21 protein-coding genes are annotated in these 22,818 nt (G+C 71.5%); 11 read left to right on the top strand and 10 right to left on the bottom strand.

Going from position 1 to position 22,818, the window contains the following annotated elements; all coding sequences use genetic code 11:
* Window positions 1-70: 70 nt before the first annotated feature.
* The gene (locus tag ACQP0U_RS31005) at window positions 71-1,141 is read left to right on the top strand and encodes a zinc-dependent metalloprotease (protein ID WP_030489939.1); all 1,071 of its coding nucleotides are present in this window, start codon (window positions 71-73) and stop codon (window positions 1,139-1,141) included.
* 10 nt (window positions 1,142-1,151) lie between these two features.
* A complete protein-coding gene (tilS, locus tag ACQP0U_RS31000) occupies window positions 1,152-2,144 on the top strand; it encodes a tRNA lysidine(34) synthetase TilS (protein WP_433314003.1) in 993 nt (330 codons plus the stop codon).
* Window positions 2,145-2,190: 46 nt separating this feature from the next.
* Here tilS and ACQP0U_RS30995 read toward each other — a convergent pair whose 3' ends face one another.
* Complete coding sequence (locus ACQP0U_RS30995) at window positions 2,191-3,153, bottom strand: GlxA family transcriptional regulator (RefSeq protein WP_203121473.1); 963 nt, start codon at window positions 3,151-3,153, stop codon at window positions 2,191-2,193.
* A 42-nt stretch (window positions 3,154-3,195) separates the two neighbouring features.
* Here ACQP0U_RS30995 and ACQP0U_RS30990 point away from each other — a divergent pair, with 42 nt between their 5' ends.
* From ACQP0U_RS30990 to folE, 4 genes are all read left to right on the top strand, one after another.
* Window positions 3,196-3,441: a hypothetical protein gene (locus ACQP0U_RS30990; protein ID WP_433321365.1), complete on the top strand. Its 246-nt coding sequence runs from the start codon at window positions 3,196-3,198 to the stop codon at window positions 3,439-3,441.
* A 100-nt stretch (window positions 3,442-3,541) separates the two neighbouring features.
* Window positions 3,542-4,117 carry a hypoxanthine phosphoribosyltransferase gene (gene hpt, locus ACQP0U_RS30985; protein WP_210817758.1) on the top strand — a complete coding sequence of 192 codons (576 nt, stop codon included), beginning with the start codon at window positions 3,542-3,544 and terminating at the stop codon, window positions 4,115-4,117.
* A 530-nt stretch (window positions 4,118-4,647) separates the two neighbouring features.
* Window positions 4,648-6,666, top strand: coding sequence for an ATP-dependent zinc metalloprotease FtsH (gene ftsH, locus ACQP0U_RS30980; protein WP_433313998.1), 2,019 nt, complete (start codon window positions 4,648-4,650; stop codon window positions 6,664-6,666).
* A gap of 35 nt (window positions 6,667-6,701) precedes the next feature.
* Window positions 6,702-7,367, top strand: a complete 666-nt coding sequence (gene folE / locus ACQP0U_RS30975; RefSeq protein ID WP_282264734.1) for a GTP cyclohydrolase I FolE — start codon at window positions 6,702-6,704, stop codon at window positions 7,365-7,367.
* A gap of 135 nt (window positions 7,368-7,502) precedes the next feature.
* Here the strand turns inward: folE and ACQP0U_RS30970 are convergent, their stop codons facing one another.
* Together ACQP0U_RS30970 and ACQP0U_RS30965 are read right to left on the bottom strand one after the other, a co-directional pair.
* A complete protein-coding gene (locus tag ACQP0U_RS30970) occupies window positions 7,503-8,216 on the bottom strand; it encodes a hypothetical protein (protein WP_433313995.1) in 714 nt (237 codons plus the stop codon).
* Window positions 8,217-8,244: 28 nt separating this feature from the next.
* Window positions 8,245-10,806 (bottom strand): FtsK/SpoIIIE domain-containing protein, encoded by a 2,562-nt coding sequence (locus ACQP0U_RS30965; RefSeq protein ID WP_433313993.1) that lies wholly within the window; start codon window positions 10,804-10,806, stop codon window positions 8,245-8,247.
* A 195-nt stretch (window positions 10,807-11,001) separates the two neighbouring features.
* On the opposite strand from ACQP0U_RS30965, the gene ACQP0U_RS30960 reads away from it, so the two are divergent.
* Entirely contained in the window at window positions 11,002-11,559 is a 558-nt protein-coding gene (locus ACQP0U_RS30960; RefSeq protein ID WP_433321293.1) for a hypothetical protein, read from the top strand.
* A 3-nt stretch (window positions 11,560-11,562) separates the two neighbouring features.
* On the opposite strand, the gene ACQP0U_RS30955 is transcribed toward ACQP0U_RS30960, so the two are convergent.
* The 7 genes from ACQP0U_RS30955 to ACQP0U_RS30925 form a co-directional block, all read right to left on the bottom strand.
* A complete protein-coding gene (locus tag ACQP0U_RS30955) occupies window positions 11,563-12,162 on the bottom strand; it encodes a hypothetical protein (RefSeq protein ID WP_433313990.1) in 600 nt (199 codons plus the stop codon).
* 13 nt (window positions 12,163-12,175) lie between these two features.
* Window positions 12,176-13,354 carry a M23 family metallopeptidase gene (locus ACQP0U_RS30950; protein ID WP_433313987.1) on the bottom strand — a complete coding sequence of 393 codons (1,179 nt, stop codon included), beginning with the start codon at window positions 13,352-13,354 and terminating at the stop codon, window positions 12,176-12,178.
* Entirely contained in the window at window positions 13,351-13,899 is a 549-nt protein-coding gene (locus ACQP0U_RS30945) for a hypothetical protein (RefSeq protein ID WP_433313984.1), read from the bottom strand. Before ACQP0U_RS30945 ends, ACQP0U_RS30950 begins: the two co-directional genes overlap by 4 nt.
* Before the next feature lie 5 nt (window positions 13,900-13,904).
* Entirely contained in the window at window positions 13,905-15,857 is a 1,953-nt protein-coding gene (locus tag ACQP0U_RS30940) for an MFS transporter (protein ID WP_433313981.1), read from the bottom strand.
* Between the two features lies 1 nt (window position 15,858).
* Window positions 15,859-19,272 carry an ATP-binding protein gene (locus ACQP0U_RS30935; RefSeq protein ID WP_433313978.1) on the bottom strand — a complete coding sequence of 1,138 codons (3,414 nt, stop codon included), beginning with the start codon at window positions 19,270-19,272 and terminating at the stop codon, window positions 15,859-15,861.
* A 70-nt stretch (window positions 19,273-19,342) separates the two neighbouring features.
* Window positions 19,343-19,705: a hypothetical protein gene (locus ACQP0U_RS30930; protein ID WP_053654782.1), complete on the bottom strand. Its 363-nt coding sequence runs from the start codon at window positions 19,703-19,705 to the stop codon at window positions 19,343-19,345.
* A 13-nt stretch (window positions 19,706-19,718) separates the two neighbouring features.
* Window positions 19,719-20,033, bottom strand: a complete 315-nt coding sequence (locus tag ACQP0U_RS30925; protein ID WP_074315118.1) for a hypothetical protein — start codon at window positions 20,031-20,033, stop codon at window positions 19,719-19,721.
* Window positions 20,034-20,389: 356 nt separating this feature from the next.
* On the opposite strand from ACQP0U_RS30925, the gene folP reads away from it, so the two are divergent.
* The 4 genes from folP to ACQP0U_RS30905 are packed head-to-tail and all read left to right on the top strand — an operon-like array spanning window position 20,390 to window position 22,731.
* A complete protein-coding gene (folP, locus tag ACQP0U_RS30920; RefSeq protein ID WP_433313976.1) occupies window positions 20,390-21,286 on the top strand; it encodes a dihydropteroate synthase in 897 nt (298 codons plus the stop codon).
* Entirely contained in the window at window positions 21,283-21,651 is a 369-nt protein-coding gene (folB, locus tag ACQP0U_RS30915) for a dihydroneopterin aldolase (protein WP_433313973.1), read from the top strand. The genes folP and folB overlap by 4 nt, the downstream gene beginning before the upstream one ends.
* Window positions 21,648-22,175 carry a 2-amino-4-hydroxy-6-hydroxymethyldihydropteridine diphosphokinase gene (folK, locus tag ACQP0U_RS30910; protein ID WP_433313970.1) on the top strand — a complete coding sequence of 176 codons (528 nt, stop codon included), beginning with the start codon at window positions 21,648-21,650 and terminating at the stop codon, window positions 22,173-22,175. Before folB ends, folK begins: the two co-directional genes overlap by 4 nt.
* Window positions 22,176-22,194: 19 nt before the next feature.
* Window positions 22,195-22,731 (top strand): DUF3180 domain-containing protein, encoded by a 537-nt coding sequence (locus ACQP0U_RS30905; protein WP_433313968.1) that lies wholly within the window; start codon window positions 22,195-22,197, stop codon window positions 22,729-22,731.
* Window positions 22,732-22,818 lie beyond the last annotated feature (87 nt).

The raw sequence follows: 22,818 nt of genomic DNA, 5'->3' as shown, positions 1-22,818 counted from the left end.
CGGTCGCCATCGGCGTTGATCGAGGGCGCGAGCCCGGGCCGGGGTGTCGCGGCGCGGGTACGGTGGGTCCATGGCGCAGTTCGTGGACTGGGATCTGGCCGCCGCCACAGCGGGGGCGTTGAGCAAGTCTGGCCCCCGCGTGTCGTACGCCGAAGCCACCGACGTGGTCGGCGACCTGCGCCGGCTGACCGACGAGGCGGCCGGGCACGTGGCCGACTACACGGGGCTGCGGGCGCAGGTGTCGCATCCGCCGGTCCGGGTGGTCGACCGCCGCGACTGGGCCGCGACCAACATCGCCGGGCTCCGCGAGGTGATCACACCGCTGGTGAGTCGGCTCTCCGGCGACAAGCAACCTGGCGCGTTGACCGAGGCGATCGGGTCCCGGCTGACCGGGGTGCAGGCCGGCACGGTGCTGGCGTACCTCTCCGGCCGGGTGCTCGGCCAGTACGAGGTCTTCTCGGCTGACCCGGGCCAGTTGCTGCTTGTCGCACCGAACATCGTCGAGGTCGAGCGCAAGCTCGGCGCCGATCCTCGGGACTTCCGGCTCTGGGTGTGTCTGCACGAGGTCACCCACCGCACCCAGTTCACGGCCGTGCCGTGGATGCGTGCGTACTTCCTCAGCGAGGTGCAGGCGTTCGTCGACGCGTCGTCCAGCGGGAGTGAGCACCTGGTCGAGCGGTTGCGGCGCGGGGTGGCCACGTTGTCCGAGGCGGTCCGTGACCCGGAGAGCCGCACCAGCGTACTGGACATCGTGCAGACCCCGGCGCAGCGGGCCGTCCTGGACCGGCTCACCGCGTTGATGACCCTGCTGGAGGGGCACGCCGAGTTCGTGATGGACGGCGTCGGCCCGCAGGTGATCCCGAGCGTGGAGCGGATCCGGGCGTCGTTCAACCGACGCCGGGAGGCGGGCAACCCGCTGGAGAAGGCGATCCGCCGGCTCCTCGGCGTGGACGTCAAGATGCGCCAGTACGCCGAGGGACGCAAGTTCGTGCACGGGGTGGTGGAACGCGTCGGCATGGACGGGTTCAACTCGATCTTCAACTCGCCGCTGACCCTGCCGCGGCTGTCGGAGTTGGGCGACCCGGACGCCTGGGTCGCCCGGGTGCACGGCCCGGCCGGCACCTTCCCGGCCGCTGGCTGATCACCCGCCGGTGGCCGCGCTCGCTCCGCCGGTGGCCGCGATCCGGGTGGCGGTCCGCCGCGCCCTGACCGGTCTGCCGGCCGGCGGTCCGGTGCTTGTCGCCTGCTCCGGTGGTGCCGACTCGCTCGCGCTCGCGGCGGCCACCGTGTTCGTGGCGCCCCGGCTGGGCCGCGCCGCAGCGCTCGTCACCGTCGACCACGGCCTGCAGGAGGGCTCCGCGGACCGCGCCGAGGCGGTGGCCGCCTGGGGTCGGGGTGTCGGCTTCACGTCGGCGACGGTGGTCCGGGTGGAGGTGGCCGGCCGTCCCGGCGGGCCGGAGGCGGCTGCCCGCGAGGCCCGCTACCAGGCGCTGACCGAGGTGGCCCGGCAGCAGAACGCCGTCGCGGTGCTCACCGGGCACACCCGTGACGACCAGGCGGAGACGGTGCTGCTCGCGCTCGCCCGGGGCGCCGGCCCACGGGGGCTGGCCGGGATGCCCGCCCGCCGTGATCTGGGCGGGGTGCCGCTGCTGCGCCCGCTACTGGAGATCGGTAGGGAGCAGACGCGTGCCGCCTGCGCCGTGCTCGGGCTGAGCCCGTGGCAGGACCCGCACAACACCGACCCGTCGTACGCCCGGTCGCGGGTGCGGGCCGACCTGCTGCCGGCCCTGGTACGGGCGCTCGGCCCCGGCGTGGTCGACAACCTCGCGCGTACCGCCCGGCTGGTGGCCGCCGACAACGCCGCGCTCGACGAGTTGGCCGGGACGGCGCTGGAGGCGGCCAGGTGCCCCGACGGTGGTCTGTCCGTACCAGCGCTGCTCGGCCTGGTCCCTGCCGTCCGTGGCCGGGTGCTGCACGCCTGGGCCCGCGAGTTGGGCGCGCCGTCCGGCGCCCTGTCCCATCGGCACGTCGCCGCCCTGGACGCCCTGGTGGCCGACTGGCATGGTCAGGGTCCGGCCGATCTGCCCGGGGGTGTCCGGGTGCTCCGCCGCGACGGCCGGTTGGCGTCGGTGGACCCCACCTGACCTGACCGGTGGCGAGCAGAGCGGAGGGGTGCTCGGTAGGCCGGCCTCAGCCGCTGTGCGCCCGGTCCCGGAAGGTCGTCCGGTAGCTGTGCGGGGTGGCACCGACCCGGCGGCTGAAGTGGTGGCGCAACGCGGCCGCGTCGCCGAAGCCGGACTGGTCGGCGACCGCCTCCACGCTCAACGGGGTCTCCTCCAGCAGCCGGCGGGCGAGCAGCACCCGCTGGTTGGTCAGCCAGTCGTGCGGGGTGGTGCCGGTCTCGGCACGGAACCGGCGGGCGAACGTGCGGGGCGCCATACCGGCGCGGGCAGCCAACTCCTCCACCGTGATCGTCCGGTCCAGGTGACCCATCAGCCACTCCAGCACCGGTTCGAGGGTGGGTGCCTCGGGCGCCTTCGGGATGGGCGCCTCGACGTACTGGGACTGGCCGCCGTCGCGGTGCGGCGGCACCACCATCCGCCGGGCCAGCCGGGTCGCGGTGGCCGAGCCGTGCTCCTGGCGGATCAGGTGCAGGCACGCGTCGATGCCGGCCGCCGTGCCGGCGCTGGTGAGCAGCCGACCGTCCTGGACGTAGAGGGAGTTGCAGCGCACCCGGGCGCGCGGGTGCCGGCGTTGCAGCTCGTCCACGTACCGCCAGTGGGTCGTGCACTCGCGGTCGTCGAGCAGCCCGGCCTCCCCGAGCAGGAATGCCCCGGAGCAGACGCTGAACAGGTGCGCGCCACGGGCGTCGGCCCGGCGTAGCGCGTCGAGCACCGGGCCGGGGACGGTGGTGCCCTGGCTGTGCGCGGGGATGGCCACCAGGTCGGCTTCGTCGACCGGGCCGAGGTCCGCGTGTGGGGTGAGGTGGAAGCCGGACGAGGTACGCACCGGAGCGCCGTCCGGGCTGCACACCTGGAAGCGGTAGGCGGGGAACCCGTCGGCCGTCCGGTCGGTGCCGAACACCTCGGCGAGCACGCCGAGCTCGAAGGGAGCGACCTGGTCGAGGGCGAGGACGGCAACGGACCGCAGCATGTGACGAGGGTAACCCGACGGGTGGCAGTAAATCGATGAGCAATGGCATTTCTGCCACTGTCCGGTCGGTTCGAGTGGGCGCAGACTGGTCTCAGTCCGGTGCGCACCGGCGGCGAAACCGACAGCAATCATGCGAAAGCGAGCGCCGCCATGGAGTTCCTGCTCTTCCTCCTGTTCCTTGTCCTGCTCGTCGCCGCCTCGGCGGCCGGCCTCACCGTTGACAGCCACGATTCGGCCGACTGGAAGCCCAGCGACGGCGGCCGCCGCTGGCGGTCACGCACCAACTGATGTGATTAGCGTTGTTTGCGCAGAAAATCCTTGGCGGGACCGCGCCAAAAGGTGCGGCCCCGCCGACGGAGGCCATCCGACGTACGGCAGGCTAGGAGTCATGGCTGACGGCTCCTGGTACGACGCCGACATCGACCACGTGATCATCTCTGAGGCGCAGATCCGCGAGAAGACGGCGGAACTGGCCAAGCAGGTCTCCGCCGACTACGCCCACGTGGGCGACGGGCTGCTGCTGGTGTGCGTACTCAAGGGCGCGGTGATGTTCATGGCGGACTTCGCCCGGGCGCTGGGGCGTAACGGCCCGCCGGCGGAACTCGACTTCATGGCCATCTCGTCCTACGGCCAGGGCACCACCTCCTCCGGTGTCGTCCGCATCCTCAAGGACCTGGACCGCGACATCGCCGGTCGGCACGTGATCGTCGTCGAGGACATCGTCGACTCCGGGCTCACGCTCTCCTGGCTGCTGCGCTACCTCGAGTCGCGCTCGGCGGCCAGCGTCGAGGTGGTCGCCCTGTTCCGCAAGCCGGACGCGGTGAAGGTGCCGGTCCCGGTGAAGTACGTCGGCTTCGACATCCCCACCGAGTTCGTGGTCGGGTACGGTCTCGACTTCGCTGAGCGTTACCGGGAGCTGCCGTACGTCGGAGTGCTCAAGCCCGAGGTCTACGCCCGCTCCTGACGACGGGCCCGACCCCCGGGGCGGCCCGCCGGTCGCGGCATGAGCCCGACTCGCATCGGCACCCATCAAGCCGACGTTCAGCGCGCTCTCAGCTGATGCGGTTACCGTGTAACACGGTGGCCCGGAGGTTACTCCGCGCTTGAACCCCTCGATCGCGTGACCGGCGCTCGGGTGGCCGAGCCGGACTCCCCGCCACGCCGGCTTCAACCCGGACTCGCCGTACGTTGGCTGCGGGGCTGGTGGGCCTGCCCACGGTGCGTGTCGTCGATGTCGAAGGCGCGCCGAGTGCGGGGGCTCGCAGGCCTACTGCTGGCGTACACGGTCTTTTGATGGTGCACGACTGCGGGGCTCGCAAGCTCACTCCTCGCGTGCACGGTGTACCGTCGAATGACCGCGGCGCGGCAGTTTTCGCGCCTCGGGGTCGAGGCCGGCCCGCACGGCGGCTCCGGCCGCCGCTCACCGCGGCGACACCATCAGACGGTCAGGACGTCGATCAGGAGGATGCGGGCGCCCCGGCGCTCGACAACAGTATGGAACGTACGCGTTTCTTCCGCCGACCGGTGGTCTGGATCATCCTGGTCATCCTCGGCGCCGTTGTGCTCAGTCAGCTGTTCACCAGTGGTCCCAGCTACCACCGTGTGGACACTTCCGTTGCGCTCGATCAGCTGCACACCGCCAAGATCAACAAGGTGGTCTTCCAGGACAAGGAGCAGACGCTCCAGCTGGACCTGGCCCAGAAGACCAAGTTCGGTAAGACCGAGACCAACAAGATCGAGGCCCAGTTCCCGTACCAGGCCGGCGACCAGGTCTGGAACGAGGTGCTGGACGCCAAGGCGGCCAACCGGGTCACCGGCCCGGCCGACGCCAAGGTCTCCTCGGACAGCATCTGGGTGAGCCTGCTCGTCAACCTGCTGCCGATCGCGCTGCTCGTGCTCCTGCTGCTGTTCTTCATGTCGCAGATGCAGGGCGGCGGCTCCCGGGTGCTCAACTTCGGCAAGTCCAAGGCCAAGATGATCACCAAGGACACCCCGAAGACGACCTTCGCGGACGTCGCGGGTGCCGAGGAGGCCGTCGAAGAGCTGTACGAGATCAAGGACTTCCTGCAGAACCCGGCCAAGTACCAGGCCCTGGGCGCCAAGATCCCGAAGGGCGTGCTGCTGTTCGGCCCGCCCGGAACCGGCAAGACGCTGCTGGCCCGCGCGGTCGCCGGCGAGGCCGGGGTGCCCTTCTACTCCATCTCCGGCTCCGACTTCGTGGAGATGTTCGTCGGCGTCGGCGCCAGCCGGGTCCGTGACCTGTTCGAGCAGGCCAAGACGAACGCCCCGGCGATCGTCTTCGTCGACGAGATCGACGCCGTCGGCCGGCACCGTGGCGCCGGCATGGGTGGCGGCCACGACGAGCGGGAGCAGACGCTCAACCAGTTGCTCGTCGAGATGGACGGCTTCGACACCAAGGGCGGGGTCATCCTGATCGCGGCCACCAACCGGCCGGACATCCTCGACCCGGCGCTGCTGCGCCCCGGGCGGTTTGACCGGCAGATCCCGGTGGACGCCCCCGACATGGAGGGCCGTAAGGCCATCCTGCGGGTGCACGCCAAGGGCAAGCCGTTCACGCCCGACGTCGACCTCGACGCGGTGGCACGTCGTACGCCGGGCTTCAGCGGCGCCGACCTGGCCAACGTGATCAACGAGTCGGCTCTGCTCACCGCTCGTAAGGAGCAGCGGGCGATCTCCAACGACTCGCTCGAAGAGTCGATCGACCGGGTGGTCGCCGGTCCGCAGCGGCGGACCCGGGTGATGAGCGACCAGGAAAAGAAGATCACCGCGTACCACGAGGGTGGCCACGCGCTCGTCGCCTGGGCGCTGCCGCACGCCGCGCCGGTGCACAAGGTGACGATCCTGTCCCGTGGTCGCTCGCTGGGCCACACCCTGGTGCTCCCGACCGAAGACAAGTACACCCAGACCCGTGCCGAGATGATCGACACCCTGGCGTACGCGCTTGGCGGTCGCGCCGCCGAGGAGTTGGTCTTCCACGAGCCGACCACGGGTGCCGGCAACGACATCGAGAAGGCCACCCAACTGGCCCGCGCGATGATCACCCAGTACGGCATGAGCTCGAAGCTCGGCGCGATCAAGTACGGCACCAGCGGGGACGAGCCGTTCCTCGGCCGCAACATGGGCCACGAGCGGGACTACTCGGACTCGGTGGCCGCCGAGATCGACGGCGAGATGCGGGCACTTGTCGAGCTGGCGCACGACGAGGCCTGGGAGATCCTGGTGGAATACCGGGACGTCCTGGACAACATCGTGCTCGAGCTGATGGAGAAGGAGACCCTCTCCACTGCCGACATGGCGCGGATCTGCTCCCGGGTGGTCAAGCGCCCGCCGCTGGCGCCGTACAACGGCTTCGGCAAGCGTCAGCCGTCCACCGAGCCGCCAGTGCTCACCCCCGCGGAGAAGGACAAGCTCAAGGCGCAGGCCGAGGCCGACGGCGCGCAGGCGTCGGTCGGTGGCGTGGCACCGTCCAACAACTCGGACGGCACGCACTGAGCAACGACCCGACGGCCAGCTCCCCACACCGGGAGCTGGCCGTCTCCGCGACCGAACCCGACGGCGACGACGAGCTGGACTACGTGGCCGCGCGGCTGATCAGCGGCAAGCTGACCGGCCGCCCCGTCGAGGACGCTGTCGACCTCGGCCGGATCGAGAAGGCCGTCCGCGAGATCCTGATCGCGGTCGGCGAGGACCCGGACCGCGACGGACTCCAGCAGACCCCCGCCCGGGTCGCCCGCGCGTACGCCGAACTCTTCGCCGGCCTGCGGGTCGACCCGGCCCAGGTGCTCAGCACCACCTTCGAGGCCAACCACGAAGAGCTGGTCATCGTCCGGGACATCGACGTGATGAGCCTCTGTGAGCATCACCTGCTGCCCTTCCGGGGCAGCGCGCACATCGGCTACATCCCGGGCCCCGACGGGCGGATCACCGGCCTGTCCAAGCTGGCCCGACTCGTCGAGGTCTTCGCCCGTCGGCCGCAGGTGCAGGAGCGGCTCACCTCGCAGGTCGCTGACCTGCTGATGAGCAGACTCGCACCACGCGGCGTCGTCGTCGTGCTCGAATGCGAGCACATGTGCATGGCGATGCGCGGCATCCAGAAATCCGGTGCCAAGACCATCACGTCGGCCGTACGCGGCATCCTGCAGACGGACTCCAAGTCGCGGGCCGAGGCGATGGCGCTGATCATCCCCCGCTGACACCCCGACGCACCACGGCCGGCCGACACCCTCCCGGGACGGCCGGCCGTCGCGTTCCGGCCCGGCGGTTCGGCCCGGCGGTTCGGGCCGGCGGTTCGGGCCGGCGGTTCGGGCCGGCGGTTCGGGCCGGGCGGGTCAGCCGGCGAGGAGCGCCAGCAGCAGACCGGCCGTGGCCAGCACCGCCGGCACCAGGCACACCAACGCGCCGAAGCGCACCGTACGGTCCAGCCGCTCGGTGGGGCTGACCCGGAACAACCGCCCGATGGCGATCCAGCCCGCGACGAACGCGACCGCCGGCATCGGCAGCCCGCAGATCAACGCCGCCACACTTGCCGGTCCCACCCCCGTCGCCGCGTACACCGCGACCTGGATCAGTGGCACCAGCAGCGCGAACGGCCCGTACACCAGGAGGTTGCGCGCTCGCGCTGGCCAGGACGCCGGCCGGAACCCGCGGCGTGCGGCCAGCGCCGCGTCCGCCGCCTCGGCCCAACCTCGCGCGGCCCGCAGCGCCGCCAGCACGGCCGCCGGGCCACCCGCCATCGTCCGGGCCGCCTCGGTCAGCTCCGGCGGCGACGGCACCAGGGAGATCGTCGGTACGCCCAGCTCGCGCAGCCGTTCCTGCTGGCTCGCCAGCCCGGTACGGACCACAGTCAACTCCTCCCGGGCGGCCTCCGCTGACCGGGCCTGCTCACCGGCGGCGGCAGCCGCGCCACGGCGTACCCCGTCCAGCTGGCGGGCGGCCGCAAGGTACTCCGACCAGGCCGTGCTGGGCTCTACCGCCGGCGGCGCGGCGTCGGCCGCAGCGGCCCGCTGCCGCCCCGGCCCGGTCGCCGTCGCGTTCGGATTCACCTCGACACCCTCCACGCGCGCCACCCGATCACCCGGCCTCGTCGGCGAACGGCACCAGAACCGTGCCCCGCTCGTCCGGACCGTCCCAGAGCACCGCCCGGTCGGGGCGCGCCTGCCACTCCACCGGCCGACCGAAGACCGCGGTGAGCTGCGCGACCGGCACGTCCAGCACGGCCACCGCGGCCAGCTTGTCGACCTCACCCGCCGGCTCGAACAACGCGGCGAACGGCGGCACCGCACGCCACCAGCCCAGTAGATGCCTCCCGGCCGGGGGCCCGTCCCGCAGGAGCGACCGCAGCCGCTCCACCGGCAGCTCCCGAGGCCCCGGCCGGTCCAACCCGAAGACCACCAGGTACGTCGGCAGGTCGTCGGTGGCGTCCGCGAGAAGCGTCGGCAGATCCACCATCTCGGCCGGATGCCGGGTCGCCAGCTCGGTCGTCAACGCCTCCGCCAGCGCCCGGGAGCCCGGGTCCGGTGCCGCCACCAGGAAGCGGGCGCTGCCCGGCGCGTGGTGAGCCGACGTGCTCCGCGCCGCCGTCGCCAACAGCCCGCCCGCCGCGGTGCCTGAACCCAGCACCGCGAGGTTGCGGCCGGCGGCCGGCCCCAACGGTACGGCGACCGTCGAGCGGGCCACGTCCACCGCACGGCCCAATAGAGCAGCCGGCCCGTGCGCCTGCCCCGCCAGCGCCGCCCGGTGGCGCGGATCGTTGCCGAGCAGCGGCCGGGCGTAGCCCGCGAAGACCACCGGCGGCACCGACCCGGACGGTCGGGCCGCCCACAACTCGTGCCGCAGCTTCTCCACGACCTCCGGATGATCCTGCGGATCCGGGTGACGGATCAACCGTTCGTGACCCCGGGTCGCGCCCCGAGGGCCGCCGAGCCCACCGGCCGTGTTCACCACCGCGCTGCCCACCGGAAGGCCGGCCGCCGAGTCGTTGGTCGGCTCCAGCACCGGACTGCCGCCCGGCAGCGCCACCCGAACCGGAAACTGCCCGAGCACCGAATCCCGATGGCCAGCATCCGCGCGCGTACTCAGCCCCAACTCGCCCGCGCCGGCCAACACCAGGTGCACGCCGTACGCCCGACCGGCCCGGGCCAGCCCGTCCAGCTGCGCGGCCACCTCGGTGGCCAGCCGGTCCCGCTCCGCGAAGAGCAGCGGCACATTGTCCACCACACAGACGATCCGTGGCAGCGGCTGGTGCTGACGCAGCTCGGCGAAGCGTTGCCCCCCGGCGCGGGCCCCGGCCTCCGTGCGGCGCTGAACCTCGGCCGTCAACTCGTCGAGCAGATCCCGCACGTACTCCCGGTCGGCCGCCATCGCGGCCGCGCGCACCTGCGGCACCCACGACCGGTCCCGTTCGGTCTGCAGGAACTCCACGAAGGACTCGCCGTCGCCGAGATCCGCCAGGTAGAACGCCAGGTCGTCCGGGCCGTACCGGGCGGCCAGGCCGAGCAGCGCGGTGGTCAGGAACGCCGCACGGCCCGCTGGGGACCTGCCACTCACCAGCCAGTGCGGGGTCAACTCGGTGAAACCCAGCGGCACCGGTCGGCCACCGGCATCACCGACCGTCGTGGTCAACCCGTCGGCCGAATCCGACTCCCACAGCCGCTCACCCGTCGGCGGAAGCAGAGCACCCAACGCCAACCGGGAACCCGCCTCCACCTGCTCGGCGAGCCGCCGACAGACCGCGTCGACCAACTCGGCCGGCGGGTCCGACTCGACGAAGACCGGCGAGTTCAAACCGCCCGGCGGATCGGCGCCCGGGCCGGCGAACGACGCCCCCGGCGGGTCACCGAGCAGCGCGTACGCATTGCGCAGCGCCAGCGAGGTGGTGTGCGGCAGCGGCGCCCGGGCCGAGTACGGGCCGGCGGGAGGCCAACCCGCCACCACCAGATGCAGCCCGGCAGCCGGCCCCTGCTCGGCCAACGTCTCGATGCGCGCCAGATCGGTCGGGCCCGTCGACTCCGGCAACGCGGCAACCACCAGCAGCAACGTCCGATCGTGGCGGCGTCGCCCACTCGCCCCCGGCGTGACCCACTGCTCCGCCTCGGTCAGCACCGCGCGCAGACCGGCCACGTCCACCGCCGGCGGCGGCAGCAGGCCAGCATCCGCGAGCGCCGCGAACGGCGTCAGCACAGCCCCGGTGGCATCCACCGCGCGCACCAGCAGGGCACCCGCCGGTGCCGCACCCAACAACCGCAGGAGTACGGCCCGGAGCAACCCCGCCACCCTCGGCTCCCGCGCGTCAGCGTCCACGCTGAGGTGACCGATGCCGACAAGCGGCACCAACGCGGGGAAGCGAGCGTCGTCCAACGGTGCGGCGGTGCCGACCCGAACAAAAGGCGGCGGACCATCACCCGCCGGTGAGTTCACGGTGAGTGAGTCCAGCGCCGCGCCCGACCAACCCGGGGCCAACGACGCCGCGGCCGTCCGTAGCCGATCTGCCACCTCGTACTGACGGCGCTGATCGGCCGGAGCCGGCCGCGTCTCGTCCAGGATCCCGGCAGCTGCCGTCGCGACCGCCGTAGCCCGACGGTGCAGGGCTGCGGCGCGGTTCGTGCGAGCCTTCGGACCGGCCACCGCGTCCACCCCCTCTACCCGAGGTTGGCAACCCCTCCCCGAGCAGAGACGGTATCCCAGCCGAGGGCACTCCTCCGGGAGGTGCCTCGGCGCTGCGCCGGTGATGTCGTGGAACTCACCGGTGGGGAGGGGTCCGTCACGATCCGCTGGATCTGAGGCATTGGCTCCGGAGCGTCCAGCCGTTAACTTCAGGAGGTGGAATCAGTGCAGCCCCCCGCCGGTTCCCAGGTCTCCCGCGTACCGGCCCAGCGGACACCGTCCGAGCAGCTGCCGCCCGCCCCGGCGCCGCCGGCACCGCAGCCGCCACGTCGTCGAATGCGGACGGTGCTCACAGTCGTCGCTGGCGTGCTCGCCCTGCTCTGCCTCGGCGGGGTCGCAACGGCGTACGTGTGGTACAACCGCGCCGCGACACCCGACCGCAGCGCGCCCGACGTTGTGGTGGACAACTACTTGCGCGCTTTCCTCGTGGATCGCAACGACACAAGAGCAGACCTCTTCACCTGCGAGAGCGGGGCGCAGTTGGAGGCTGTGCGTGCTCTGCGGTCTGATCTACTCGCGCGAGAGCAACAACTCGGCGTCACCATTCTCGTTAGCTGGGGCAGCCTTGGCGTGGATTTCCAGGGTGATACCGCCTCCGTTACGACGGTTATTCGGCGTAGTGCCACTGTGGATGGCGTGCCACAGAGTCTGACGGACAATTGGCGGTTCGACGTCGTGAAGCAGGACGAGTGGCGCGTCTGTGGCGGCCTGAGATTAGGTTGATCCTCACTCAATCCACAGCAGGTGAACCGGAACCTCAAGGGTGGTGGGTGACTGGCCGCGCCAGGCCCAGCGGTACCACTCCACCTCGGGTGTGATCCGCACGCAGATGTCGCCTTCGGCACCCGAGTAGGTCTCGGTGACGGCTCGAAGGTCACGGTGCTCCAGGCCACCCTCGACGTGCACCACGCGCCGACCGGTGACCGCGTCCGCTTCGAAGACCGGCGTGGGGGTCCGGTGTGCCGGGCCGTCCAGGGAGACCAACCGGATGCCGGTTTCCCGGGGGCTGTCCATCCCCGGTCGGCTACCGACGGTCTCCACCCAGACTCGCTCCACCGGCACCAGCGGCGCGAATACCTCGACCTGGTCGGCTTCGGCCCGATACCACTCGTGTTCGGGTATCACCGGCACGTAGGTCCGGGCACTCTGCACGACGCGGTCGTCCGCGCGCAGGTCACCTCGCCAACCCAACCCGGGCAGCCCGACCAGCACCCGTCGTCCGCGTAGCTCCACCCGCTCCGTCGCGGGGACGATGGTCAGCGGTCTGGGTGGTTGCGGTGCCCAGTCGGGCTGGTCGGCGAACGGGTCGGGTAACGGTCCGGTCATGCCAGTGGTGGCCTCACTCAGCGGCGCGCAGCGGGGCACCCCGCTCGCGCATGAACGGGACCGGATTCACCGCGCCGGACGCGTTGCGGTTGTTGCGCAGGTGCACCTCGAAATGCAGGTGTGGCCCGGAGGAGTTGCCACTGCTGCCGACCTTTCCGATCACCTGACCGGCCGTCACGATCTGGTCTTTCCTGACGAAGGGCTGAACCACCATGTGGCAGTACCGGGTGATGTAGCCACCGGCGTGCAGCAGGTCGACGAACCAGCCGCAGCCCCCCTTGCCGGGGAATCCGTCCACGTTGCAGTCATGGCGGCCGCGGTGGTCCTCGTCGCAGGTCGAAACCAGCACCCGACCGGTCGCTGCCGCACGGATCTCGGTGCCCTTGGCCGCGCCGATGTCGACTCCGTTGTGGCTGGGTCGGCTGGCGGTGCGGAAACCGGAGCCGACTCTGCCGGGGATCGGTGCGGTCCAGCCGGAGGCGGCGATCTGGCCGCGCTCGGCCGCGTTGCACACCGCCTTGCCGTTGATCTCGACGGTGCGGGCCGCGCCACCGGCCAACGCGTCCACGATCCGGCTGGCTACCTCTTCGTGCTTGGCGTACGCGTCCGGGTAGGCACTGACCTGCACCCGCTGCGCGACCACTGTCAGCGGTCGCCGTTGCCAGCTCTCCACCTTGACGAGCTTCTCGTAGAACTTGCGGGCCGCGTACGCCGGGTTCAACCGCTCGGCAACAGTGCCCCACCCCGGCCGTTGCTGGAACAGGCCCAGCGAGTCGTGGTCGGCGCCAACGCCCTCATGCGGCAGGGCCAGGGACTCGGGCACTCCGCTGTTCGCCAGGTTACGCAGGGCGGACTCCTGCATCGCGGTGGCGAGGGCCACCACCCAGCCTCGCGAGGGCACGCCCATGTCCTGGCCGACCTTGATGATGATCGCGGCATTGCGGACCTGGGTGTCGCCGTACTCGGAGAACCGCGGCAGCTTGCCAGCGATGTTCACCGCCCGGACCGGCCCGCACTCCATTCCGGCCAGGGCGTCCCCGTTCTCGGCGTCGTCGCCTCCGAGCCCGGTGAGGAAGAACGCCGCGGTGCCGCCGGTGCAGCAGAGCAGGAGCAGCATCCCGGTGAGCACTGCGGCGACCACACCGAGCCGGAGGGGGCCGCGGCGGGTTTCGCCGCTACGAACGTCGTTCATGGCCGCTCCCAGTCCAGAACGTCGACCAGCCAGCCATCGTCGGAGGTGACCAGCTCCAACCGGAGCCCGCCGGTATCAAGGGGGAGGAGCAACTCGACGAACGTCTCGGTCCGCTCGCGCATGGTTGCAGGACCCGCCACCTTCTCGGCGGGCACGCTCTCGGGCTCGGCGCCTGTCAACTTCTCCCTCAGCGCCGGCGTGGAGAGTGGCCGTAGGCCGGCCTGCCACTCTTCGGTGGTCATGCCGGGGCGGCCCAGCCAGGCCTTGGCGAAGCGGTCGGCGGTCTGTTCGGGCGTGCGGGCACCGGGCGATGTGACGGGTGACGGCGGGGCCTCGCTGTTGAGTAGACCGTCGTCGCCGGCGGTCGGGTCCACGGTGATGATCGGCCCGTCCGGACGGCTGCTCAACCCGTCCGCCGAATCCACCGGGTCGGAGATCAGGCGGGCCGCCCCGAGCACGCCGACGACCACCACTCCGATCACCAGTGCAATGCCCAGTCGGGACCGCAGCGCTCGAGTGAAGAGGAATTCCAACGCCCGTCGCATGACCGTCACCTCGCCTCTGATCGCACCCGAGGTCCGGTGCGATCCGGTGCGCGCTCGCTGGAGCCCGGGCGGTAGACCACGAACGACGGGTTCTCAGCCGGCACATCCGGCTCGGTCCAGGTCGCCGGCTGTCGGCGTCGTGGCTGCGGCGCGACCGGGCGACTCCGACCTTTGCCTTCCTCCGCCGGCGCCTCGTCGGGCCGTTCTCGACCGTCGGGGCGCACCGAGTCTGCGCGTCGCCCCTCGGCTGCGGCGGCCGGTACCGGGGCCGGATCCTCCCGCCGTGCCTCCGGTCGTAGCCGGGTCTGCTCGGCGTCGGGTGACCGTCGACGTCCGCCCACCGGCTCGGCGGTGCCGCCCGGCTCGGCCATGTCCAAGCGCGCGGCGGTCCGCATGTCGCGGAAGAACCGGCGGTGCCAGGACCCGGCGGAGCTGACCGCTTCGCTGCTGTCCTTGCCGCCGAGTTGCGTGATCCGCCGGTACGGCCGCAGCAGCAGCCATCCGACCACCCCGCAGAGCCACACCAGCACCACCTGAAGCCAACCCGCCATGGTGGGGGTACTCATGATCAGATCAACGGCGAACAGGTAGATGGCTGCCCCGGTGCCGAAGATGGCGATGTTGAACAGCGCGGCGACCACGGCGTTCGCCAACCGCCGCAGACCGGCGCTGGCCGGCCGCAGTAGACCGATGGTGCCCAGGATGGGTGCCGCGATCACCGCCCACCGGAAAATCAGGAAACCCAGCAGGACCAGCAGCGACGCGGTCAGGTCGAACATCGCAAAGAGTAGGGCCGCGAGCACAGCGATGAAACCTGCGCCGATCCGATCCATATCGCGCAAACCCTGGAGGTACTCGTACGCCTCTGGATCCTCAGTCTTAATCTGCTGCGCCACCCGTGCCCACTGCTGCTGCTTGGCCTTGATCGTTGCTGGACGGGTGGCCGGGTTGGCGCGCAGCTTCTCGACCTCCTCCCACGAAAGTGCCTTGGCGTCGTAGAGTGCCGGGCCGTATTTACGAGCGGTTTCACTGTCGGCCGAGCCGAGCACTCCGCGGAGCCAATTCCGGTAGAGCATCGTCTCGGTAGCGGTGTCGCTGGCTCGGACGGCAGGGGTTCGAAGGTCTTTGCAGCGGTCGGGATCGATACACCGCCCCGGGTCCGGCTCCTTCGCCTGCGGCCCAACGGCGTCATGCACCACTCCGAGGCTGGTGACAAGTGCACCGTCGGCGATGTTCGCTGACTTGACCGGCCAAGCGGCCAGCGCGGTGACAGCGACCATCACCAGCAGTGCCCAGCCTGCGGTGGTCATCGCGTTACTCATGTCTGACTGGCGGGACCGCCAGAGTAGGTAAAGTCCCACCACACACAGGGTGACGATGCCGAAGACGCTGAACACCTTCTGGTACACGGCCTTGGTCGCCTGCTCGACGAGTGGGTCAGCCCAGCCCCACATCGAGCCGGGGTCCCAGGCGCGCTCTCTGAGCGCATTTGAAGCGCCGATGATCGCCGTGGCAGCCATGAACTCGCCATTGGCGACCGTCGTTGTGAACTTGTAGTCCGGATGTAGCACGCTTGAGGCGCAGCCACCGTCGATGTCATAGGTGTTATAGCTGTAGCCACCGTAGCCATAGAGGCTGTACCGACCAGCTACTCCATTCGCCGCCTCCGTTGGTGGCGCGGCGGCGAACCAGCCGGCGAGCCCGGAGTCCGGTGTACCCGGTGTCGGTGCATTGCGGCAGGTGACCTGGTCCTCGCTGACTGCTTGCAGCTTTGCGACGCAGGCGCGGAAGTCGGCTTGCCATTCGGCTGTCGTGCAGAGGTCGGCGCGGGCCTGGGCAGCGCTGGGCGGTGCGGCGGCTGCGGCCTCCGCGCCGATCAGCGGCCAGGTGAGGGAGGCCCCGGCCAGTACACCAAGGGCGAGCAGGAACGACACGGTCCTTGCCCAGGCCCTAGCCATGTCACGCCTCCAGATCCGGCAGGGGGATGCTCGGTAGGACTCCGGCCGCCGCGGCGATCGCGGCGGGCGTCGTGTCGAGGTGGTCCAGCAGCCCTTCGACGTACGAGACGTCGACTCGGACCTTCTGCACCCGGCCGTCGACGTCGCGCATCACGAACTCGCGGAAGCCGAGGCGGGAGGCCGAGCTGGTGTCGGCGGCGGAGAGCGAGGCGAGGGTCGCCTCGTACCCGTCGTTGACGGGCACCCGCAGCAGCCGCAGCGCTTCGGAGGCGATCTCGGCGTCCTCGGCGATGCGGCCGACGAAGACGGTGGAGACGAGGTTCTGCACGTCGAGGCCGAGGATGTCGCGGGGGTTCTGGGAGGCGACGAGCGCGGCCAGGTTCCACTTGCGGGAGTCGCGGGCGAGCCGGACCAGGAAGGAGCGTCCGGACCGCCAGCCCTCCATGAAGTGCGCCTCGTCGAGGCCGACGAGCTTGCGGGACGACATCGAGCCGCCGTAGCAGCGTCGGACGGCGAGCCGGTGCGCGGTGTGCAGCATCGGCAGGGCCAGGGCCTCCTCGGCGGACCAGTACTCACGTTCGATCTTGAGGTCGGGCAGCCGTAGCCCGGCCATGGTGATCACGGTGAGTGCCGCGTCGGCACCGAGCAGCCCCTCCGGCGGTCGGCCGAAGAAGAGCATGGCCAGTGGCATCTCGGCGGTGTCCAGCAGGAGGTTGGCCAGTTCCTTGCCGGCGTCGTCGTCGAGCCGTCCGAGGCAGCTCACCACGTCGTCCAGGGTGGAGGTCTCCTCGGCGGGGACCTGGCGGACGGCGTGCCGGAAGAGGGTGGCGGTGGACGCCTCCCTGGCGACCTGCGGCGGGACGAGCATCATGCAGATGTCCTGAACCAGCATCCGCCGCTCGGCTCGGGCGTTGGAGACCGCGATCTCGAACTCCCGGTCGCCGGCGGCCCCGGTGCCGAACTCGGAGCGCAGCGGCGTCGGGATGAGCGAGTAGGGCGCCAGGGTGCCGTGCTCGGAGCCGGTCAGGTTCAACACCCGGGAGTACGGCCGCAGTTCTGGCATCGCGCAGAGGCGGGCCAGCGGGCCGGACGGGTCGAGCAGGGTCACCTGGACACCTCGGCGGGCGGCCAGGTAGCCCAGGGCGCCGAGCAGTGTTGACTTGCCACCGCCCGGTTCGGCGACGAAGACCGCGAGCCCGGAGCGTTCCCGGACCTCCATGGGGAAGTGCAGGTCGAGGAAGACCGGGCGGCGGCAGGTGCCGGCGGTCCGGCCGATGAGGTCGCCCCGCCGGTCGCCCACGTTCGATGCGGCCTGGGGGAGCGCGGCGGCGAGCAGCGGCACCGGCATGCGACGGACGTAGCCGGTGTTGGCGATCGGCTCGCCGGGGATGAACTCGCGGGCCAGCCAGTCCTGGTTCTTCGGGTGCTGCAGCGAGATGCGCAGTTCCCGGGAGTAGAGCTGGATGAGTCGGCGGGCCCGCTCCAGGCACTCCTCCCTGGTCCGGCCACCTACCGCGATCCGGTGCCAGCCGTGTGCGCGGGCCGAGTCGACCGGCAGGCCGGTGGTCATCTCGTCGCCGATCACCAGGGCGCGCTTGGCCAGTCGTTCCAGCTCGGGGGGCGCGTCGATGCCGTGTTCGGCGTAGTCGAGCTGTTGCGAGCGGATCATCCGCAGCCGGTGTTCGAGATTGCGGAAGGAGTCGCCGGAGCCGAGGATGTCGACGCGGGTGGAGATTTCCATCGGCCAGGGCAGCCGCTCGTGGAAGTGCAGCCAGGGCTCGTGCCGTTCCGGGATCTCCAGCGGCTCCATCCGGCCGACGGCGAGCACGGCCACGTGCCGCTCCTCACCGGTCATCCGATTGACCAGCTTGACCGTCGAGCCGTACGGGGTGCGGTAGCGCTCGACCTGCTCGGTCATGGCGAGCAGGTCGCCGCGCTCCCAGCGCCCGTCGGTGACGGGGGAGAGGGTGCTCGGCGGCGACATGCACAGCGCCACCGAGCGGTAGAGCAGCCACTCCAGCTCCTGTGCGGTGACCCGCCGGCCGCGCATGCCGAACGCGCCGAGCACTTCGTCGAACTGCTCCACGGTGCGGCCGAGCTTGCGGCGTTCGCCATCGGCGGTGCCCCGCCCGAAGGTGCGCAGCAGTCGCTCGGTGAGCGAGTCGCCGAGGGAACGGCGGGCGAAGGTGACACCCAGGTAGGTCTGCCCCTCGGCGTGGTTGACCGCCATCAGGTGGCGTTGGGCGGCGACCAGGTGATCGGCCCAGCCGGTGGTGCCGGGTACGTCGGGCAGTGGCGCCGCGGTGTGCGTGTCGATCGTGCGCGCCCACTCGTCGGCGGGGAACGGCCGGGTGGTGCGGCGCAGGTGCAGTCGGAAACCGGCCAGGCCGGCGTACTGCTCGGAGATCGCCGACAGCAGTGCCTCGCGTTCGGCGTCCGGCCGGAACGCCCAGCGGACCTCGGGCAGCCAGTACCAGGCGGTGACCGTGTTCGGCGTGAAGGTCAGGTGGCCGGCGATCTCGGTGATGGCCAGCTCGACCGACGGGTCCCGATCTCCGAATTTGATCTTTGGAGCCCGAACCCGGGTGGGCTTGATCGGCCGGTCCGGTCGGCTCGCCGTGCGCTGCCGGGGTGCGGCGACCTCCTTCCCGGTGGCCCGCCGTGCCGTGCGCTCCAGTGCTGGTCGATCCGTTGCTGTGCTGCTGGCCGCCGGCTTGGCCGGCGCCGGAGGCCGGGCCGCTTGGGCTGCGGGCGCGGGCGTGGGTCGGCTGCCCGGCGGGGTGCCGGTTGGCCGGCCGGCGGGACCGGTGAACGCCGCCGGTGAGCCACGGTCAGCGGGGCCGGTGGTGGCTGCTGGTGAGCCCCGGCCGGTGGACGGGTCGGGCTCGTCCGGCGGTCGCAGCATCGGCCGTCGATCGCCGGCCTGATGTGGCACCCGGGACTCGCTGACCGGGTGGTTGTCCGCGTGCCGTGGCTCGACCGGTCGGCCAGCCCTGCCGGGCTGGTCGGCGGGTGTCCACGGGGGCTCCAGCTCGGGAACGGCGCGGGCTGGAGCCGGGCCGGTGGCGGGTGGTGGCTGATGCGGGATTGCCGGGTGCTCGCGGGTGCTCGGGCCGGCCGTGACGGCTCGTGCCGTGCCGGGTCGGCCACCGCCGCCGAAGAGGTCCAGGAAGGGGGAGTCGATGTCGGCGTTCTCGCCTGCCGACACGGCTGAGGGCTCGGCCGGTGGCGTCCGGCGGGGGACCGGTCGGGGTGCCTGGAACACGCCGACGGCACCGTGGCCGGGCGACGTCACCAGCGCAGGGTCGAGGGCAACCTCGTCCTCGTCCCCCGAGTAGTCGAATGAGTGCGCACGGTGATCGGCCGGCGCGCCCGGGCGGCCGGCCGGGGAGCCCGGCGTGGAGGAGCGGCTCATGCGACCGCCCCAGCGACCGCCGGCAGGCCCCTGCCCGCGTCCTGCGACGGACCGTTCGACGTACGTCCGGTCATGCCAGCTCCTCCCGAATCCTGATCCGGCTGCCGACCAGGCGCGGGTCGCGCTGCTCGACCGCCGGCTCCCGGGTGCGTCGCCAGTCGGTCAGCGCGGTGCGGATGACCACCCGCGCCGGTCGATCGGGGTCGACGTGCCGGAAGATGAACGACGTGGTCACGATGGCGAGCGCGATCTCCCAGGCTGGGAAGAGCTCGACCGTCAGCGTGAACAGCCAGTGGATGAACATGTAGAGGGGGACCAGCAGCATGAAGAGCCCGTACTGGGCGTAGGGCAGGTGGACCGGAAGGGTGTAACCGGGCGGCCCGAGGTAGACCAGGCGGGCCCGGTAGATGTCGTCGTCGGTGCGTAGCCGCATCTGGTGAACGCGCCTATTCGAAGATCAGGTCGATCAGGTAATCGCCGACGAAGAAGAGTGTGGCCGCCCCGGCGATGAAGGCGAGCCCGACGATGGCGATCGCGGAGCTGGTCAGCACCTTGGAGATCTCGCCTCGGCTGGCACGGCCGATGAAGATGACGCCGAGGACGGCGAGCAGGATCGGCGCGATCTTGCTGGCGAAGAAGGTGACGACACTGTTGGTGTCGATCCCCTTCGGTGCCGGCTCCGCGAGTGGAGTCGACGCCAGGGTGGAGAGCGCGTGGGCGACGCCTGACGACGCCGTCTCCATGAGCTCGAAGGCGATCACTGGAACCTCCCCATAGCGCGGCCGGCGATGCCGCGGCGGTGCAATAGGCAAGCCTTGCGGGAAAAGTGCTCCACAGGGCATGGCGTTCTTGACCCTGTGTTCGTTACTCACCACGGAGGGTGGCGAGGTTTGGGCGGTTTTCCCCCGCTTCGGCCCTCCCTCCAAGCTTCGCCATCTCGATGCTGGCCAATTCCAAAGCGTACGGGCCGCCCCGGATTGCGACAAGCTGTGAAGGGGCTGCCCGATGCTGCCCGAATGACCGATCGTACACCTGTTCCAATCGCCACGTCAGGCGTGGTGGCGCGGGGCCGACCCGGGCCGGTCAGCGCCGCTGCCGCGACCGGTACCGTCTAGTCGTGACCGATCTGGTGCGGGCTTCGAGCCCGGTGGTGATGGGCGTCCTCAACGTCACACCGGACTCCTTCTCCGACGGCGGACGGTACGCCGACCTGGACGCTGCCGTCGGACACGGCGTCCGTCTGCGCGACGCCGGTGCGCACCTGGTCGACATCGGTGGCGAGTCGACCCGTCCGGGCGCTGAGCGGATCGACGCCGCGACCGAGATCGAGCGCGTCCTGCCGGTCATCCGCGAGCTGACCGCCGCCGGCGTGCGGGTCAGCGTCGACACCAGCCGCGCACGGGTCGCGGAGGCCGCCCTGGCCGCCGGCGCGACGGTGGTCAACGACGTCTCCGGTGGCCTGGCCGACCCGGACATGGCCCGCGTGGTCCGCGATGCGGACTGCCCCTGGGTGCTGATGCACTGGCGTGGGCACTCGCGTGGGATGCGCGAGCTGGCCACGTACACCGACGTGGTCGCCGACGTCCGGGCCGAGTTGGCCCAGCGGATAGACGCGGCGCTGACCGCCGGGGTGGCCGCCGACCGCCTGATCGTCGACCCCGGCCTCGGCTTCGCCAAGACCGCCGCGCACAACTGGGAGCTGAGCGCCCGCCTGCCGGAGCTGCTGGACCTCGGCTACCCGCTGCTCTTCGGCGCGAGCCGTAAGTCGTACCTCGGCGGGTTGCTCGCCGCCGCGGACGGCACGCCGCGGCCGACCGCCCAGCGGGAGGCGGCCACCGTGGCCACCAGCGTGCTGGCGGTCGCCGCGGGCGCCTGGGGCGTGCGCGTGCACGACGTGCGGGCCACCGCCGACGCGCTCGCGGTCTGGGCCGCGACCGGCAGTCCGCGCCTGGCCGTGCCGTCGCACGACAAGAGGCGAGCGCAACACGATCACGAGCATGGGGTACGGCGATGACGACGGACCGGATCCAGCTGACCGGCCTGCGGGCGCGCGGCCGGCACGGGGTGTACGACTTCGAACGCGCACAGGGGCAGGACTTCGTGGTCGACGCCGTCCTGGAGCTGGACCTCGGCCCGGCCGCCGCCACCGACGACGTCACCGCCACAGTGCACTACGGCGAGCTGGCCGAACGCCTGGTCGCGGTGGTGACCGGCGAGCCGGTCAACCTGATCGAGACCCTGGCGGACCGGCTCCTCGCGGTCTGCCTGGCAGACGTTCGGGTCGACGCCGCGACGATCACCGTGCACAAGCCGGAGGCGCCGGTGCCGCACACCTTCACCGACGTGGCCGTCACCATGACCCGGACGCGTGTCAGGTGACCCGGGCGATCCTCTCGCTCGGCAGCAACCTGGGCGACCGCCTGGCGCACCTGCGCACGGCCGTCGCCACCCTCGGCGACGCGGTGCTCGTGCTCTCCGGGGTGTACGAGACTCCACCGTGGGGCGACACCGAGCAGCCGGCGTACCTCAACGCGGTGGTGCTCGTCCAGGACGGGAGCGCGACCCCGCGCGACTGGCTGGAGCGGGCCCGCGACGCGGAGCGCGCGGCCGGCCGGGTCCGTGACCCGCAGCGGCGCTTCGGTCCGCGCACCCTCGACGTGGATGTGATCGCGGTCTGGGGCGACGACGACGAGCCGGTGCTCAGCGACGACCCGGAGCTGACCCTGCCGCACCCCCGGGCACACCTGCGCGCCTTCGTGCTGCGTCCGTGGATCGACATCCAGCCGTACGGTCGGCTGCCCGGTCACGGCTGGCTGACCGATCTGCTGACCACCGGCCCCGCGGCCGACGAGGCGTTGGAACTGCGTCCCCGGCCGGAGTTGGCGTTAGAGTCGACGGCATGACCGAGCGGAACCGGCCGGCATGACGCAGGCGAAGCCCCCACCCCGCGGGTCGGGCCCGGACGGGTCCCGGATGGGCCCCACCCGGATCTCGACCCTGGTCGTGGCCGGCCTGGCTGCGGCGGCGGTGGCCTGGCTGCTGATCAGCAGCCTCTACTACAGCGGCATTCCCCGGCTGCCCTGGCTGCCGGTGGTGACGCTGGCCGGGCTCGCCGTGCTGGAGGCGTACGCCGCGATCAACACCCGGGGTCGGATCGAGCGCAAGCCGGGCCGCGAACCTGTCAATCCGCTGCTGGTTGCCCGTTTCGTGGTGCTGGCCAAGGCATCGGCGCTGGCCGCGGCGATCTTCGCGGGCTTCTACGCGGGGCTCACCGGCTGGCTCTTCGTGGAGACCACCCGCGCCGCCCTGGACGATCGACCGGCCGCCGGTGGGGGTCTGCTCGCCTCGCTGGCCCTGGTCGGCGCCGCGCTCTGGCTGGAACGCTCCTGCCGGGTGCCGGAGCGCCCGGACGACGAGCGCGAGCAGGACCCACGGGAGAGCCGCCCCGGCCAGCGCTGAGCAGGGGGTTACGCCCGGCTGCGGGCGCGGGTACGGTGCCTGCGATCGGAGAGCAAGGGCCGCCCGGGGTCCGTCCGCGCGCCGGAC

The sequence above is a fragment of the Micromonospora sp. CA-269861 genome (assembly GCF_050948505.1).
Classification (GTDB): domain Bacteria; phylum Actinomycetota; class Actinomycetes; order Mycobacteriales; family Micromonosporaceae; genus Micromonospora.
Note: the sequence above shows the minus strand (reverse complement) of the source record. Positions and strands in the feature narration are given on the sequence as shown.

Bases quoted from the DNA above. Each gene is read 5' to 3' on its own strand.
- ACQP0U_RS30990 (WP_433321365.1), top strand. From the start codon at position 3,196: ATGGCATTTCTGCCACTGTCCGGTCGGTTCGAGTGGGCGCAGACTGGT.
- ACQP0U_RS30935 (WP_433313978.1), bottom strand. From the start codon at position 19,272: ATGAGCCGCTCCTCCACGCCGGGCTCCCCGGCCGGCCGCCCGGGCGCG.
- folB (WP_433313973.1), top strand. From the start codon at position 21,283: ATGACGACGGACCGGATCCAGCTGACCGGCCTGCGGGCGCGCGGCCGG.
- ftsH (WP_433313998.1), top strand. From the start codon at position 4,648: ATGGAACGTACGCGTTTCTTCCGCCGACCGGTGGTCTGGATCATCCTG.
- ACQP0U_RS30930 (WP_053654782.1), bottom strand. From the start codon at position 19,705: ATGCGGCTACGCACCGACGACGACATCTACCGGGCCCGCCTGGTCTAC.
- ACQP0U_RS30905 (WP_433313968.1), top strand. From the start codon at position 22,195: ATGACGCAGGCGAAGCCCCCACCCCGCGGGTCGGGCCCGGACGGGTCC.
- ACQP0U_RS30955 (WP_433313990.1), bottom strand. From the start codon at position 12,162: ATGACCGGACCGTTACCCGACCCGTTCGCCGACCAGCCCGACTGGGCA.
- ACQP0U_RS30995 (WP_203121473.1), bottom strand. From the start codon at position 3,153: ATGCTGCGGTCCGTTGCCGTCCTCGCCCTCGACCAGGTCGCTCCCTTC.
- hpt (WP_210817758.1), top strand. From the start codon at position 3,542: ATGGCTGACGGCTCCTGGTACGACGCCGACATCGACCACGTGATCATC.
- ACQP0U_RS30940 (WP_433313981.1), bottom strand. From the start codon at position 15,857: ATGGCTAGGGCCTGGGCAAGGACCGTGTCGTTCCTGCTCGCCCTTGGT.
- ACQP0U_RS30945 (WP_433313984.1), bottom strand. From the start codon at position 13,899: ATGCGACGGGCGTTGGAATTCCTCTTCACTCGAGCGCTGCGGTCCCGA.
- ACQP0U_RS31005 (WP_030489939.1), top strand. From the start codon at position 71: ATGGCGCAGTTCGTGGACTGGGATCTGGCCGCCGCCACAGCGGGGGCG.
- ACQP0U_RS30950 (WP_433313987.1), bottom strand. From the start codon at position 13,354: ATGAACGACGTTCGTAGCGGCGAAACCCGCCGCGGCCCCCTCCGGCTC.